Here is a 16,363-nt window from a genome sequence, read left to right as displayed (position 1 = left end):
TCAAAAACGCAGCGAGTTACTCTACCGTGACAGACTTCGCCAGGTTGCGCGGCTGGTCAACGTCGGTGCCTTTGATCAGCGCCACGTGGTAAGACAACAGCTGCAACGGCACGGTGTAGAAGATCGGTGCCACGATTTCTTCAACGTGCGGCAACGGGATGATGGTCATGCCTTCGCTGCTGACAAAACCGGCATCCTGATCGGCGAACACGTACAGCTGGCCACCGCGTGCGCGCACTTCTTCAATGTTGGACTTCAGCTTTTCCAACAGCTCGTTGTTAGGCGCCACCACGATCACCGGCATATCGGCATCGATCAACGCCAGCGGGCCGTGCTTTAACTCACCGGCCGCATAGGCCTCGGCATGAATATAGGAAATCTCTTTCAGCTTCAGCGCCCCTTCCATCGCGATCGGGTACTGATCGCCACGGCCGAGGAACAGTGCGTGATGCTTGTCGGAGAAGCCTTCCGCCAGCGCTTCAATGCTTTTGTCCAGCGACAGCATCTGTTCGATACGCGCCGGCAACGCCTGCAGGCCGTGCACGATTTCATGCTCAACGCTTTCCGCCATACCTTTCAGACGACCCAAACGCGCCACCAGCATCAACAGCACCGCAAGCTGGGTGGTAAAAGCTTTGGTGGAAGCCACACCGATTTCGGTGCCGGCCTTGGTCATCAGCGCCAGATCGGACTCACGCACCAGTGAAGAACCGGCCACGTTACACACCGCCAACGAACCGAGATAACCCAGCTCCTTGGACAGACGCAGTGCCGCCAGGGTATCGGCGGTTTCACCGGATTGCGACAAGGTAATGATCAGGCTGCCCGGACGTACGGCAGATTTGCGATAGCGGAATTCTGACGCGATCTCTACGTCGCAAGGCACGCCGGCCAGCGATTCGAACCAATAGCGGGCAACCATGCCGGAGTGGTAAGAGGTCCCACAGGCAATGATTTGCACGTGCTGCACCTTCGCCAACAGTTCGTCGGCACGCGGGCCCAGCTCGCTCAGGTTGATTTTTCCCTGGCTGAAACGCCCTTCCAGGGTGTTCTTCAGCGCCAGCGGCTGTTCGTAGATCTCTTTTTGCATGTAGTGGCGGTAGGCACCTTTGTCTCCGGCGTCGTACTGCACCTGGGATTCAATTTCAGGACGCTCAACGGCGTTGCCCTGCTTATCGAAAATGTTGACGGTGCGGCGAGTCATCTCCACCACGTCACCTTCTTCCAGGAAGATAAAGCGACGGGTTACCGGCAACAGCGCCAGTTGATCGGAAGCCAGAAAGTTTTCACCCACGCCACGGCCGATAACCAGCGGGCTGCCGGAGCGCGCAGCCACCAGCACGCTGGGATCACGGCTGTCCATCACCACGGTGCCGTATGCGCCACGCAACTGAGGGATCACACGTTGAACCACCTCCAGCAAGGTACCGCCCTGGCGCTGTTCCCAATGCACCAGGTGAGCAATCACCTCGGTGTCGGTTTCAGAGCTGAAGTGATAACCGCGCTCGATCAGCAGTTCACGCAGTGGTTCGTGGTTTTCGATGATGCCGTTATGCACCACCGTAATGTAATCAGAAACATGCGGGTGCGCGTTAGCTTCGGTAGGTTCACCGTGCGTTGCCCAGCGGGTGTGCGCAATGCCGGTACCCCCATGCAATTCATGTTGTTCAGCGGCTTCGGCCAGTTTGTTAACTTTGCCCACGCGGCGTAAACGGCTGACGTTACCTTCGGCATCCACCACCGCCAAACCGGCTGAGTCGTAGCCACGGTATTCAAGGCGGCGTAGCCCTTCCAACAGAATCTCTGCAATATCACGTTGCGCTACTGCGCCTACAATTCCACACATCAGTTGTATTCCTAATTAAACGCCTTTCGGGGCGCTTTCGATGTCTTGACCTGATTTTGCCGGTTTTTACCGTGCGTCCCCGAGCCTGTAGAGAATGGGGATTATTATGTTTTGTATTGGGCTCGTAAGCAGAGCCCAACGCAAAACACACTAGTTACTTTTTCTTGACCGGACGCTGCCAGCCCTGAATATGCACCTGCTTGACGCGGCTCAGCACCAGTTCGTCTTCACCGATATCACGGGTCACCGTAGTACCGGCGGCGATGGTGGAGCCTTTGCCGACGGACACTGGGGCCACCAGCTGAGTGTCGGAACCGACAAACACGCCATCGCCGATAATGGTTTTATGCTTGTTGGCGCCATCATAATTACAGGTGATGGTACCGGCACCGATATTCACATCGTCGCCAATCTCGGCATCGCCCAGGTAGCTTAGATGACCCGCTTTGGACCCTTTGCCCAAACGCGCCTTTTTCATTTCGACGAAGTTGCCCACATGGGCACCCACTGCCAGTTCAGCCCCTGGACGCAAGCGGGCAAAAGGACCCACGGTGCATTCCGCTGCCAGCACGGCATCTTCCAGCACGCTGTACGGACTGATTTCGCAGTCATCACCGATCACACAGTTTTTCAGCACGCAGCCGGCACCGATTTTCACTCGGTCCCCCAGCTTGACCGTGCCTTCAATAATCACGTTGGCATCAATAGAGATGTCACGACCGTGGACAAGTTCCCCGCGCAGGTCAAAACGCGCCGGATCCAGCAGCATTACGCCGGCTAACAGCAATTTTTCAGACTGTTCTGCCTGATAGATGCGCTCAAGCCGCGACAGTTGCAGGCGGTTATTCACGCCTTCTACTTCGCTCAAGCGTGACGGGTGCACAGCTTCAATTTTCTTGCCGTCGGCGTGGGCCAACGCAATGATATCGGTGATGTAAAACTCACCCTGCGCATTGTCGTTATTCAGCATTCCCAACCAGCGCTTCAGATCGCGCCCATTGGCCACCAGGATACCGGTGTTGATTTCATTAATCTGGCGCTGGGCTTCGCTGGCATCTTTGTGCTCAACAATCCCCACCACTTGGTCGTTCTCACGCACGATACGACCGTAACCACTCGGGTCAGCCAGCTTCACCGTCAGCAGGCCAATGCCGCCCTGTGGCTTCGCGGCCATCAGACGCTGCAAAGTATCGACAGAAATCAGCGGGACGTCGCCGTACAGCATCAGCACGTCTTCATCATCGGCAAAATGCGGTGCCGCCTGCTGCATGGCGTGACCGGTACCCAATTGCTCGGCTTGCAGCACCCAGTTCAGCGCGTCGTCGGTCAGGGTATTTTTCAGCAGATCGCCGCCATGGCCATACACCAGATGGACGTTTTTCGCGCCCAGTTTCATCGCGGCATCAATGACGTGCTGCACCATTGGCTTGCCGGCCAACGGATGTAATACCTTGGGAAGATCGGAATACATGCGTGTTCCCTTGCCCGCGGCGAGGATCACCACACTCATTGCGCTGTTCGACATAAGCAACCTGATAACTCCATTTTGATAGACGAAAGTAGAACCCTTTAGTGACGATATTACTACATATTTCTCTTCACGAACCCGACGCAGGCCTTGGGGCACTAGGCACGCAGCAGCTTGCTCTCATGCAACCCGAAGGTGGGCAGAACTGTCGGCGATCGGAGACGTTTCCAGCCCCAATTGAAGGTTATACATCACAATGCCCGCCGGGCTGAAAGGCTTATTTTAAAGCAAAAAAAAAGCGACCCAATAGGCCGCTTTCTTAATTTTGGTTGCGTTATGCACGCGCCAAAATATTACATCGATCTTCTGGTGAGCTCGATAACGCGCAGTTTTGCGATCGCTTTCGCCAGTTCTGCAGATGCCTGAGCATAGTCGACATCGCCATGAGAGCCGCTGATATGCTCTTCAGCTTTACGCTTAGCTTCCAGCGCTCTCGCTTCGTCGAGGTCCGTTCCACGGATAGCAGTGTCAGCCAGCACGGTGACCACGCTCGGTTGTACCTCAAGGATACCGCCGGACAGGTAGATGAACTCTTCTTCACCGTGTTGTTTAACAATACGCACCATGCCAGGCTTGATGGCAGTCAGCAGCGGCGCATGGCCAGGGAAAATCCCCAGTTCGCCTTCGCTACCTGTCACCTGGATCTTTTGCACCAGGCCGGAAAACATGTGCTTTTCCGCGCTGACTACATCCAGATGGTAAGTCATAGCCATATCACCCTCCTCTCAAGACGTTACAGTTTCTTGGCTTTTTCCACTGCTTCTTCAATGGTGCCAACCATGTAGAACGCTTGTTCAGGCAGGTGGTCATAGTCGCCGTCCATAATGCCTTTGAAACCACGAATGGTGTCTTTCAGCGATACGAACTTGCCCGGAGAACCGGTGAAGACTTCTGCCACGAAGAACGGCTGAGACAGGAAGCGTTGGATTTTACGCGCACGGGATACGACCAGTTTGTCTTCTTCAGACAGCTCGTCCATACCCAGGATTGCGATAATATCTTTCAGTTCCTGATAGCGTTGCAGAATGGACTGCACGCCACGCGCTACATCGTAGTGCTCCTGGCCAACTACCAGCGGATCCAGCTGACGGCTGGTGGAATCCAGCGGGTCAACGGCCGGGTAGATACCCAGAGAAGCGATATTACGGCTCAGTACCACAGTTGCATCCAAGTGAGCAAAGGTGGTGGCTGGTGACGGGTCAGTCAAGTCATCCGCAGGGACGTAAACGGCCTGTACGGAAGTGATAGAACCGGTCTTGGTAGAGGTGATACGTTCTTGCAGAACGCCCATCTCTTCCGCCAGCGTTGGCTGATAACCTACCGCCGATGGCATACGGCCCAGAAGTGCGGACACTTCGGTACCGGCCAGGGTATAACGGTAGATGTTATCAACGAACAGCAGAACGTCACGGCCTTCGTCACGGAATTTCTCCGCCATGGTCAGACCGGTCAGAGCAACGCGCAGACGGTTACCCGGTGGCTCGTTCATCTGGCCGTAAACCAGGGATACTTTATCCAGTACGTTGGAGTCGTTCATCTCGTGGTAGAAGTCGTTACCCTCACGAGTACGCTCACCCACGCCTGCAAACACGGAATAACCGGAGTGCTCGATCGCGATGTTACGGATCAGCTCCATCATGTTTACAGTTTTGCCTACGCCCGCACCACCGAACAGACCGACTTTACCACCCTTGGCGAACGGGCAGATCAGGTCCATAACCTTGATACCGGTTTCCAGCAGATCCTGGGAGTTGGCCAAATCTTCGTAGCTTGGCGCTGGACGGTGAATTGCCCAACGTTCTTCTTCGCCGATATCGCCTTTCATGTCGATTGGTTCACCCAATACGTTCATGATACGGCCCAGGGTAGCTTTACCTACCGGTACTTCAATCGGGTGGTCCAGGTCAGTCACTTTCAGACCGCGACGCAGACCATCAGAGGTCCCCATTGCGATACAGCGAACCACGCCACCGCCCAACTGTTGCTGAACTTCCAGCACCAGCTTATTGGTACCGTTTTCTACCTCAAGAGCGTTGTACACTTTTGGTACGGCATCCTGAGGGAACTCGACGTCCACTACGGCGCCGATTACCTGGATAATCTTTCCAGTAGCCATCTTGAATCCTCTACGTAATTCGTAAACCTAGCTTAAACCGCGGAGGCTCCCGAAACGATCTCGGTGAGTTCCTGAGTGATGCTGGCCTGACGAGCCTTGTTGTATACCAACTGCAGCTCTTTGATCAGGCTACCGCCGTTATCGGTTGCGGCTTTCATCGCTACCATTCGTGCGGCCTGCTCGCTGGCCAGGTTTTCCACGACGCCCTGATAAACCTGAGATTCCACATAGCGGCGCAGCAAGGTATCAAGCAGCACTTTTGGATCGGGTTCATACAGGTAATCCCAAGATTTTTTCTTCAGCTCACCGTCATCGGCAGGCGGCAACGGCAGCAGCTGAACGATCTGTGGTTCTTGGGACATCGTATTGATAAATTTGTTACTGACAATGTACAGCTTGTCCAAACGACCTTCGTCGTAGGCTTGCAGCATCACTTTCACCGGGCCGATCAGCTCCGACAGGGAAGGGTTATCCCCCATGCCGGTAACCTGGGCAACCACGTTGCCGCCCACGGAACCAAAGAAAGAAGCCGCTTTAGAGCCAATCAGTGCCAAATCAGTTTCGACACCTTTTTCGGACCAGCCTTTCATCTCTGACAACAGCCGCTTGAACAGGTTAATGTTCAAGCCACCACAGAGACCACGGTCAGTAGACACCACCAGATACCCGACGCGCTTAACATCACGCTCATCCAGGTACGGGTGCTTATATTCCAGATTACCTAACGCAAGGTGACCAATCACTTTGCGCATGGTCTCTGCATAAGGACGGCTGGCCGCCATGCGTTCCTGCGATTTACGCATTTTGGATGCGGCGACCATTTCCATCGCTTTAGTGATCTTTTGCGTGTTTTGCACGCTCGCGATCTTACTACGTATCTCTTTTGCGCCGGCCATGTCTGCTTCTCCTCATTGCCAGACGGCCTGCTGTCTTACAACTGCAGGCCGCTGAGCGTTACCAGGACTGGGTTTTCTTGAAGGTCTCGAGGATGCCTTTCAGCTTGCCCTCGATCTCATCGTTGAAATTGCCAGTTTGGTTGATGTGGTTCAGCAACTCGGCATGCTCGCGGTCTGCGTAAGCAACCAGCGCGGCTTCGAAGCTCACGACTTTCGCGACTTCAACGTCGTTCAGGAAGCCACGTTCTGCGGCAAACAGCACCAGAGACTGTTGTGCGACGGACATCGGCGCATACTGTTTCTGTTTCAGCAGCTCGGTCACTTTCTGACCGTGGCTCAGCTGTTTGCGGGTCGCATCATCCAGATCGGAAGCGAACTGAGAGAACGCAGCCAGTTCACGGTACTGTGCCAGCGCGGTACGAATACCACCGGACAGTTTTTTCATGATCTTGGTTTGCGCTGCACCGCCCACACGGGATACGGAGATACCCGGGTTAACTGCCGGACGAATACCGGAGTTAAACAGGTTGGATTCCAGGAAGATCTGACCATCGGTAATCGAGATTACGTTGGTCGGAACGAACGCGGAAACGTCACCTGCCTGGGTTTCAATGATCGGCAGAGCCGTCAGTGAACCGGTTTGGCCTTTGACTTCACCTTTGGTGAAGGCTTCAACGTAGTCGGCGTTAACACGCGCAGCACGCTCCAGCAAACGGGAGTGGAGGTAGAATACGTCGCCTGGGTAAGCTTCACGACCTGGTGGACGACGAAGCAGCAGGGAGATCTGACGGTATGCAACGGCCTGTTTGGACAGGTCATCATAAACAATCAGCGCATCTTCACCGCGGTCACGGAAGTATTCACCCATCGCACAACCGGCATATGGCGCCAGGTATTGCAGTGCAGCGGACTCGGACGCGGTAGCAACCACAACGATGGTGTTTGCCAGTGCGCCGTGCTCTTCCAGCTTGCGCACCACGTTAGCGATGGTGGACGCTTTCTGGCCGATAGCCACGTAAACACATTTGATGCCGGAATCGCGTTGGTTGATGATCGCATCGATCGCCAGTGCAGTTTTACCTGTCTGACGGTCACCGATCACCAGCTCACGCTGGCCACGGCCGATTGGGATCATGGCGTCAACAGATTTGTAGCCAGTTTGAACCGGCTGATCTACGGACTGACGCTCGATAACACCAGGGGCAATAGCTTCAACCGGGGAGAAACCGTCGTTATCAACCGGGCCTTTACCGTCAATAGGTGCGCCCAGGGTGTTAACTACACGGCCCAGCAGGCCACGGCCAACCGGAACTTCCAGAATACGGCCAGTACATTTTACCTTCATGCCTTCGGCCAGATCCGCGTACGGACCCATAACCACGGCACCTACGGAGTCGCGCTCCAGGTTCAATGCGATTGCGTAACGGTTGCCTGGCAGTGCGATCATTTCGCCCTGCATAACTTCGGCCAGACCGTGTACGCGGATGATCCCGTCACTGACGGAAACAATAGTACCTTCATTGTGAGCTTCGCTCACCACATTGAACTGAGCAATGCGCTGCTTGATCAGTTCGCTGATTTCGGTGGAATTCAGTTGCATGCTCCAGTCCCCTTAAGACTGCAAGACGTCTGCCAGGCGTTCTAGACGACCGCGAACGCTGCCATCAATCACCATATCGCCAGCACGGATAATTACGCCGGCCAGTACAGACTTGTCAATTTTGCAATTCAGCTTAACTTTGCGTGACAGACGTTTTTCCATCGCAGCGACAATATTAGCCTGCTGTTTGTCGCTCAGTGCGCTCGAAGAGAGCACGTCGACTTCGACGGTGGATTCCAGCAAAGCGCGCAGTTCGATGAACTGCTGCAGCACCGCAGGAAGAACCAGTAAACGTCCATTTTCGGCCATTACACGGATAAAGTTCTGGCCATGTTCGTCGAGTTGTTCGCCACATACCGCGATGAACGTTCTGGACAGCGTCTCCGGCGCGACAGCGCCAGCCAGCAGTTCAGAAATCTGTTCATTGCGAGTGACATCAGCAGCAAACGCCAGCATATCCTGCCAGCGATCCAAGCTTTGATGCTCAACGGCAAAGTCAAAAGCTGCTTTGGCGTAGGGGCGAGCTACAGTTACAAATTCAGACATCAGCCCCTCCCTCCTTACAGTTCAGCGACCAGTTTATCTACGATGTCGCTGTTAGCAGCTTCATCCACGGAACGTTCGATGATCTTCTCGGCGCCGGCAATTGCCAGCATCGCGACTTGCTTACGCAACTCTTCACGAGCGCGCTTACGTTCGGCTTCGATCTCAGCCTGAGCCTGCGCCACGATTTTGTTACGTTCCTGCTCGGCTTCCGCTTTCGCTTCATCCATGATCTGAGCTTTGCGTTTGTTTGCTTGCTCGATGATCACCTGAGCTTCTGCTTTAGCAGTTTTCAGCTGGTCGGTCGCATTGGCTTGCGCTAAGTCCAAATCTTTTTTGGCACGTTCTGCAGAAGCGAGACCGTCAGCAATTTCTCCCTGACGCTTCTCGATGGCTGCCATGATCGGCGGCCATACGTACTTCATGCAGAACCAGACAAACAGAACGAACGCGATGGCCTGGCCGAGGATTGTTGCGTTAAGATTCACAGCACAATGCCTCTTTAAAAGTTAATAGTGTGGTTTCAGTGTAGAGAAATTCTCTACTTACGCGACAGCAAACATCACGTACAGACCCAGACCAACAGCGATCATCGGGATGGCGTCAACCAGACCCATAACGATAAAGAACTGTGTACGCAGCAAAGGAATCAGGTCAGGCTGACGTGCAGCGCCTTCCAAGAATTTACCACCCAGGATGCCGATACCGATCGCAGCACCGATTGCCGCTAAACCCATCATCACAGCGGCAGCCATGTACAGCAGATCCATACTCAGGTTTTCCATGACAGTCTCCAGTTTGTTTCAGTTTAAAAGTGTAAGTGTTTTAAGAAAATCAGTGCTCTTCAGATGCCATCGACAGATAGACAATCGTCAGAACCATGAAAATAAAGGCTTGAAGCGTAATGATCAGGATGTGGAAAATAGCCCAAGGCAAGCTCAGGATCCACTGTGACCACCACGGCAACAGACCAGCAATCAGGATGAAGATCAACTCACCCGCATACATGTTGCCGAACAGTCGCAGGCCGAGTGAAACAGGCTTGGACAGCAGGCTGACACCTTCAAGAATCAGGTTGATAGGAATGAATACTGGGTGGTTGAACGGCTGCATGGTTAACTCTTTAACGAACCCACCAACGCCTTTCATTTTAATGCTGTAGAACAGAATCAGGATAAATACGCCCAACGCCATCGACAGGGTGACGTTCACGTCAGCCGTTGGCACCACACGCAGTGCCGGCAGGCCGAGCCAGGTCCCGATGGTCGGCAGGAAGTCTACCGGGATCAGGTCCATCATGTTCATCAGGAACACCCAGACGAACACCGTCAGCGCCAGCGGAGCAATAACCTTGCTCTTGCCGTGGTACATATCGCGCACGCTGCTGTCGACAAATCCAACGACCAGTTCCACTGCGGTTTGCAGTTTACCCGGCACGCCACTGGTGGCGTTTTTGGCCACCCGACGGAACACCACCAGGAACAGAACCCCGAGGACAACGGAGAAAAACATCGAGTCGAGGTTAATCGACCAAAAACCAGTCCCGACCTGAAGTTGCGTCAGGTGGTGACCGATATACTCCTGTGGACTGTTGTATCCCTCTGCAGACATGATGCCTCTACCCTTATTTAGTTAATTTCGGTAACTGTTAATCACGGCGGGTGCCACAATCTGCACCACTAACACCGCCAAATAGGTCAGGCCAAGCGGTAAAAACGCCGCTTTGAACACCCCAAGCGCCACGATCAACAAAACTATGGTGATCAAGACCTTTAAGCCCTCGCCGATGGCGAACGACCAGGCAACCCGACCGGGTGCCGGCGTCTGCGCCTGATGGCGCAAGGCAAACAGCATAAACATGGTACTCGGCAACCAGGCGGCGAGACCACCTGCCAGTGCCGAACCGCTCCATTCGAGGCTTTTCAGACCGAAAGCAGCGCTGATCAGAACAAAAGTCATTAACTGCAGAAACAGCAATTTGCGAGCAACTTTTCCGCTGTAAAGGGACACAGACATGACGTTTGTTCTCTCCGTACCCCTGAGGGGGTATGCTGAGTGACGTATAAAACTTTCTTTACTGCTCTGAGTCAAGCAGCAAAAAACGAGCAAATTATACGGGGCATACCAACGAATTCAATCGATAAGTAGCGAAAAGGTGAACAATTATTTAAATTCTCCCATTTCAGGCTATTTTCACAAGAAAACGGTCGGAATAATAGGGCTCATTTAATTGTCTGATTATTCCAGTGTTACAGTAAGAAACGTGTAGTTGCTCACAATAATACCTATTTCTGATTTATAGCCCAGGGTCGGTTAAAGCGTCTTTAGCAAATCGGGCGATCAAAAAGATATTATAAATCAGAATATTACAAGTTAACTGTTCAAAAACAATCCGTATACCCACTAAAAACCTTTTATTGACAGCTTCGGGGATAATACTCCAACAGTTAATTAACATTAGCAGCAAAGCAGGAACCTTCACTTATCGTTGCTAACGTAACTATTACGATCTGCAATTACCTCATTGTCGCCAATTAGCGGCTATTTTTGTGTTAATAAAAAGTAAATTAACTAAAAAAACCGCCCATTGATTAGCCTGCTTACTTTAACCATGGCCACTGTATTTTAATTCGCGCTTACTTGATCAAAAACAAACTCAGTTTGCCTTAAGTACCACCAGGTGACGTTCACCTTCGAGTTCCGGTACCTGCAGACGAACTACCGACTCCAGTTCGATGCCTTCAGGCAACTGTGCCAGCTCTTCATCCGGACGTACCCCTTTCAGCGCGTAGAAACGCCCCTGCCCTTTCGCCGGCAAATGGTGACACCAGGTAAGCATATCCTGCAGCGAAGCAAAGGCACGGCTGATGACGCCGTCAAACGGCGGTTCAGCGGGGAAAGCCTCAACACGGCTCTGTACCGGCTCAACGTTAGTCAGGCCCAGTTCATGCTGTACCTGACGCAGGAAGCGCACGCGCTTGCCCAGGCTGTCAAGCAAGGTGAAATGGGAATCAGGGCGAACAATCGCCAGCGGAATGCCTGGCAAGCCAGGGCCGGTGCCAACATCGATAAAACGGCTGCCCTGCAGATGTGGGTTGACCACGATGCTGTCGAGAATATGGCGCACCAGCATTTGTTGTGGATCACGCACCGAAGTGAGGTTATACGCCTTGTTCCACTTATCCAGCATGCCGACATAGCCCAGCAGCTGTTGTTTTTGCCGATTGGGAAGCGCAATACCTGCCGCTTTGAGCAACGAATCTAATTTTTTCTGCACAACGGGTCCTCAGACTGGCGCGAAACGGCAAGCCAGGTAGGGCTGGCCAAGGAGGTGGCCATGATAATTCAGGTCCGAAACGATGTCAGCGGCCGTTTGCTCATCAAATCAACAAACGGCCACCCAAAAACGGGATTTATGCGCTGCGGCGCAGCAGTCCCTGTTTTTTCAGCCAAATCAGCAAAATGGAGATCGCTGCCGGTGTGATGCCGGAGATGCGTGAAGCCTGGCCGATAGAGTTCGGTTTGTGGTCATTGAGCTTGGCGATCACTTCATTCGACAGACCAGAAACCTGCTGGTAATCGAGATCCAGCGGCAGCACGGTGTTCTCATTGCGCTGCTGTTTTTCGATCTCTTCCTGCTGACGAACAATGTAGCCTTCGTATTTCACCTGGATCTCAACCTGCTCGGCGGCCTGGGTATCGGTCAGCGGTGGAGCAAATGCCGCAACGGAGGTCAATTGGGTGTAATCCACTTCCGGACGGCGCAGCAGTTCTTCACCGTTGGCCTCACGCGACAGCGGTGCTTTCAGCAGCGCGTTTACCTGCTCGACGTTCTCGGCGTGCGGGTGCATCCAGATATCACGCAGGCGCTGGCGTTCCAGTTCGATGCGCTCCAGCTTTTCGCTAAAGCGTGCCCAGCGGGCATCGTCAACCAGGCCCAGTTCGCGGCCTTTTTCCGTCAGGCGCAGATCGGCATTGTCTTCACGCAGCATCAGGCGGTATTCGGCGCGTGAAGTGAACATGCGGTACGGCTCTTTGGTGCCCAGGGTGCTGAGGTCGTCCACCAGCACACCCAGATAAGCCTGATCGCGACGTGGCGACCAGCCTTCGTCTTCGTTGGCGTAACGTCCGGCATTCAGACCGGCCAACAGGCCTTGTGCAGCCGCCTCTTCGTAACCGGTGGTGCCGTTGATCTGGCCGGCGAAGAACAGGCCCTGGATAAATTTGCTTTCCAGCGTCGGTTTCAAATCACGGGGATCGAAGAAATCGTATTCGATGGCATAGCCAGGTCGAATGATCCGGGCATTCTGCATCCCTTCCATCGAACGAACGATCTGCATCTGTACGTCAAACGGCAGGCTGGTGGAGATGCCGTTTGGATAAATTTCATTGCTGGTCAGGCCTTCCGGTTCGAGGAAGATCTGGTGTGCGTTACGATCGGCAAAGCGCATCACCTTGTCTTCGATCGACGGGCAGTAGCGTGGTCCGATCCCTTCGATGATCCCGGCGTACATCGGGCTGCGATCGAGGTTATTACGGATCACGTCATGGGTTTTTTCGTTGGTGTAGGTGATGTAGCACGCCATTTGTTCCGGGTGTTGTGCGGCGTTGCCCATGAACGAAAATACCGGGATCGGTGTGTCACCGTGTTGCGGTGCCAGTACGCTGAAATCAATGGTGCGTGCATCGATACGCGGTGGCGTACCGGTTTTCAGGCGGTTAACCCGCAAAGGCAATTCACGCAGTCGCTGTGAAAGCGAGATCGACGGAGGATCCCCGGCACGGCCACCGCTGTAATTTTCCAGGCCGATATGGATCTTGCCGTCCAGGAAGGTGCCTACGGTCAGCACGACCGCCTTGGCGCAGAATTTCAGCCCCATTTGGGTAACAGCGCCGACAACGCGATCGTTTTCCACAATCAGATCTTCGACGGGCTGCTGGAAGATCATCAGGTTTGGCTGGTTCTCCAGGGCAGTACGTACCGCTTGGCGATACAGCACTCGGTCAGCCTGAGCTCGGGTGGCTCGTACCGCAGGGCCTTTGCTGGCGTTTAGTATCCTAAACTGGATGCCGGCATGATCGATCGCCGTGGCCATCAGCCCGCCAAGTGCATCAATTTCCTTAACCAGATGCCCTTTACCAATACCGCCAATCGCCGGGTTGCAAGACATTTGCCCCAGCGTATCGATATTGTGAGTCAGTAATAAAGTCTGACGTCCCATACGTGCCGCAGCCATAGCGGCTTCGGTACCGGCATGGCCACCACCGATGATGATGACGTCAAATTGCTCTGGATAAAACATGGAACTGCACCTCGTCGTATTGCGAACGATCGTTGTATTGCCCTGGGGTGGAGGATTCTACTCAAGTTTAGTCGATCGACCAAGTGGTCAGGATCCTTGAGTAATTAAAAGAAGATCTTTTTATTTAAAGATCTCTTTATTAGATCTCTTATTAGGATCGCGATCTTCTGTGGATAAGTGATTATTCGCGATTGAGATCAGCTAATTAAGGAGGATCGTTAGCTGTGAATGATCGGTGATCCTATGGCTTATAAGCTGGGATCTAAATGGCATGTTATGCACAGGACAAAAAGCGACCTAAGGTTGTTATTGGGATAACTACTGCTTTTACCCTGCTTTTAAGCATAGTTATCCACAATCGTTCGGGTGATCTTTGAACAAATTAGAGTAAATTAATCCAATTTTTCACCCATTCCTCTGCTGGATCCTCAGGAATTTCGTGTTCAGTCACGTCGATCTCGAGCCGATCGCCGATCCTTTTCGCTCCACGAGCAGTCAGAAGATCGTCGATCCGTTGGATCGCACCACAGAAAGTATCGTATTCAGAGCTGCCTAAACCGACTGCACCAAACTGCACCTGAGATAAATCAGGAAGCTGTTCTTCTATTTGTTCCAGCAGCGGTTGCAGGTTATCCGGTAAATCGCCGGCACCGTGGGTAGAAGACACCACCAGCCAGCGTCCGGACAGGGTCAATTCATCCAATTCAGGGCCGTGCAGAGTCTCGGTCGTAAAGCCTGCCGCTTCCAGCTTTTCAGCCAGGTGCTCGGCTACGTACTCGGCACTGCCAAGCGTACTGCCACTGATCAGAGTAATGTCTGCCATGAAATGAATGATCCCAGCCTTCTCAAAGTGGCAGCATTGTACGCTGTGAATCGGCTGGGATCTACCTGTGGATAATATGGGTATAGTAATTAGTTGGCTAGGGAGTGATGGTACGCATGATGGGGTTCTGCAGCGAGATCAGGGTTTCAGTAGACTGGATCTCGTCAATCGTCTGGATCTTGTTGATAAGTACTTGTTGCAACGCATCTATCGAGCGGCACATCACCTTGATGAACACGCTGTAGTGGCCGGTGGTGTAATAGGCCTCGACCACTTCTTCCAGACTTTCGAGCTTTTTCAGCGCGGAAGGATAGTCTTTAGCACTCTTTAATATAATGCCGATAAAACAGCAGACGTCGTAACCCAGGCGTTTGGGATTCACGTCGACCCGCGCACCGGTGATGATACCGGCCTGCTTCATCTTCTCTACCCGCACATGAATGGTGCCGGGACTGACGCCAAAGTTTTTTGCCAGTTCGGCATACGGCGTACGTGCATTCTCCATCAAGGCGTTAAGGATGCCGCGATCGAGATTATCGATCTGATAATTTTCAGCCATTTAATTCCCCACTAATTGCTGATTGTTGAATTATTACCGCATCAAAATGAACGATTAAAAGTGAAAAGGCAATATTGATTAGCGGATATTGAATTGTAGTGCCGTTCTGTTGCTTAATCGTTGTTAACAGAGACAGGTTTATAAGAGATACGGCAATGAAAAAACAGTTTATTCAAAAACAACAACAAATCAGCCTGGTTAAATCCTTCTTCTCCCGCCAGTTGGAACAACAGCTTGGCCTGATCGAAGTGCAGGCGCCGATCCTCAGTCGTCTGGGTGACGGTACCCAGGACAACCTGTCTGGCAGTGAGAAAGCGGTACAGGTCAAGGTGAAAACCCTGCCGGACGCCACCTTTGAAGTGGTGCACTCGCTGGCTAAATGGAAACGCAAAACATTGGGCAGCTATGACTTCGGTGCCGGTGAAGGCCTGTATACCCATATGAAAGCACTGCGCCCGGACGAAGATCGTCTGAGCGCGATCCATTCGGTCTACGTTGATCAATGGGACTGGGAACGGGTGATGGGCGATGGCGAACGCAGCCAGGATTACCTGGAAAGCACCGTGCGCAGCATTTATGCGGCGATTAAGGCAACCGAAGGTGAAGTGAGCCGCGAATACGGCTTAACGCCGTTCCTGCCGGAACAAATCCATTTTGTTCACAGTGAAGCCCTGCTGCAACGCTACCCAGAGCTGGATGCCAAAGGCCGTGAGCGGGCAATTACCAAAGAGCTGGGTGCGGTATTCCTGATGGGGATTGGTGGCAAGCTGTCGCACGGCAAATCACATGACGTACGTGCACCGGATTATGATGACTGGACCACCCCAGCAGCAGCAGGGCTGGCCGGTTTGAACGGCGATATCCTGGTATGGAACCCGGTGCTGCAGGATGCCTTCGAACTTTCTTCTATGGGGATCCGCGTTGACGCCAGCGCACTGAAACGCCAGTTGGCGCAAACCGGGGATGAAGCTCGTTTGGCGCTGGAATGGCATCAGTCTCTGCTGCGCGGCGATATGCCACAAACCATCGGTGGCGGTATCGGTCAGTCGCGTCTGGTGATGCTGTTGCTGCAACTGTCGCACATTGGGCAGGTACAGTGTGGCGTGTGGTCACCTCAGGTGCGTGAGGCGGTAGAAGGGCTGCTGTAAT

General features: G+C 53.2%; 16 protein-coding genes. 1 reads left to right on the top strand and 15 read right to left on the bottom strand.

Annotated elements, in window-relative coordinates; genetic code table 11:
* Positions 1-16: 16 nt before the first annotated feature.
* From glmS to asnC, 15 genes are all read right to left on the bottom strand, one after another.
* Positions 17-1,846, bottom strand: coding sequence for a glutamine--fructose-6-phosphate transaminase (isomerizing) (gene glmS, locus OC597_RS22215; RefSeq protein ID WP_112349478.1), 1,830 nt, complete (start codon positions 1,844-1,846; stop codon positions 17-19).
* A 154-nt stretch (positions 1,847-2,000) separates the two neighbouring features.
* Positions 2,001-3,371 carry a bifunctional UDP-N-acetylglucosamine diphosphorylase/glucosamine-1-phosphate N-acetyltransferase GlmU gene (glmU, locus tag OC597_RS22210; RefSeq protein WP_262210512.1) on the bottom strand — a complete coding sequence of 457 codons (1,371 nt, stop codon included), beginning with the start codon at positions 3,369-3,371 and terminating at the stop codon, positions 2,001-2,003.
* Between the two features lie 296 nt (positions 3,372-3,667).
* A complete protein-coding gene (locus OC597_RS22205) occupies positions 3,668-4,087 on the bottom strand; it encodes a F0F1 ATP synthase subunit epsilon (protein WP_261260048.1) in 420 nt (139 codons plus the stop codon).
* Between the two features lie 20 nt (positions 4,088-4,107).
* Positions 4,108-5,490, bottom strand: coding sequence for a F0F1 ATP synthase subunit beta (gene atpD, locus OC597_RS22200; RefSeq protein WP_085120117.1), 1,383 nt, complete (start codon positions 5,488-5,490; stop codon positions 4,108-4,110).
* A gap of 32 nt (positions 5,491-5,522) precedes the next feature.
* Positions 5,523-6,386 (bottom strand): F0F1 ATP synthase subunit gamma, encoded by an 864-nt coding sequence (atpG, locus tag OC597_RS22195; protein WP_085120116.1) that lies wholly within the window; start codon positions 6,384-6,386, stop codon positions 5,523-5,525.
* Positions 6,387-6,444: 58 nt separating this feature from the next.
* Positions 6,445-7,986: a F0F1 ATP synthase subunit alpha gene (atpA, locus tag OC597_RS22190; RefSeq protein ID WP_085120115.1), complete on the bottom strand. Its 1,542-nt coding sequence runs from the start codon at positions 7,984-7,986 to the stop codon at positions 6,445-6,447.
* Positions 7,987-7,998: 12 nt separating this feature from the next.
* On the bottom strand, positions 7,999-8,532 hold the full coding sequence (gene atpH, locus OC597_RS22185; protein WP_085120114.1) for a F0F1 ATP synthase subunit delta: 534 nt from the start codon (positions 8,530-8,532) through the stop codon (positions 7,999-8,001).
* Between the two features lie 14 nt (positions 8,533-8,546).
* On the bottom strand, positions 8,547-9,017 hold the full coding sequence (gene atpF, locus OC597_RS22180; RefSeq protein ID WP_004950476.1) for a F0F1 ATP synthase subunit B: 471 nt from the start codon (positions 9,015-9,017) through the stop codon (positions 8,547-8,549).
* Positions 9,018-9,074: 57 nt separating this feature from the next.
* The gene (gene atpE, locus OC597_RS22175; protein ID WP_004093904.1) at positions 9,075-9,314 is read right to left on the bottom strand and encodes a F0F1 ATP synthase subunit C; all 240 of its coding nucleotides are present in this window, start codon (positions 9,312-9,314) and stop codon (positions 9,075-9,077) included.
* A 49-nt stretch (positions 9,315-9,363) separates the two neighbouring features.
* Positions 9,364-10,140: a F0F1 ATP synthase subunit A gene (gene atpB / locus OC597_RS22170; RefSeq protein WP_261260052.1), complete on the bottom strand. Its 777-nt coding sequence runs from the start codon at positions 10,138-10,140 to the stop codon at positions 9,364-9,366.
* Positions 10,141-10,161: 21 nt separating this feature from the next.
* A complete protein-coding gene (gene atpI / locus OC597_RS22165; protein WP_261260053.1) occupies positions 10,162-10,545 on the bottom strand; it encodes a F0F1 ATP synthase subunit I in 384 nt (127 codons plus the stop codon).
* Between the two features lie 640 nt (positions 10,546-11,185).
* Positions 11,186-11,806 (bottom strand): 16S rRNA (guanine(527)-N(7))-methyltransferase RsmG, encoded by a 621-nt coding sequence (gene rsmG / locus OC597_RS22160; RefSeq protein ID WP_262210509.1) that lies wholly within the window; start codon positions 11,804-11,806, stop codon positions 11,186-11,188.
* 136 nt (positions 11,807-11,942) lie between these two features.
* Complete coding sequence (mnmG, locus tag OC597_RS22155; protein ID WP_262210507.1) at positions 11,943-13,832, bottom strand: tRNA uridine-5-carboxymethylaminomethyl(34) synthesis enzyme MnmG; 1,890 nt, start codon at positions 13,830-13,832, stop codon at positions 11,943-11,945.
* Positions 13,833-14,214: 382 nt separating this feature from the next.
* Positions 14,215-14,655 carry an FMN-binding protein MioC gene (gene mioC, locus OC597_RS22150; RefSeq protein ID WP_262210506.1) on the bottom strand — a complete coding sequence of 147 codons (441 nt, stop codon included), beginning with the start codon at positions 14,653-14,655 and terminating at the stop codon, positions 14,215-14,217.
* A gap of 97 nt (positions 14,656-14,752) precedes the next feature.
* Positions 14,753-15,214, bottom strand: a complete 462-nt coding sequence (gene asnC, locus OC597_RS22145) for a transcriptional regulator AsnC (RefSeq protein ID WP_262210505.1) — start codon at positions 15,212-15,214, stop codon at positions 14,753-14,755.
* A gap of 155 nt (positions 15,215-15,369) precedes the next feature.
* On the opposite strand from asnC, the gene asnA reads away from it, so the two are divergent.
* On the top strand, positions 15,370-16,362 hold the full coding sequence (gene asnA, locus OC597_RS22140; RefSeq protein ID WP_262210503.1) for an aspartate--ammonia ligase: 993 nt from the start codon (positions 15,370-15,372) through the stop codon (positions 16,360-16,362).
* Position 16,363: the final 1 nt, after the last annotated feature.

The organism is Serratia proteamaculans, assembly GCF_946227095.1.
Lineage (GTDB): Bacteria > Pseudomonadota > Gammaproteobacteria > Enterobacterales > Enterobacteriaceae > Serratia > Serratia proteamaculans_E.
The sequence above is the reverse complement of the archived record's forward strand: the minus strand, read 5'-3'. Positions and strand labels throughout refer to the sequence as shown.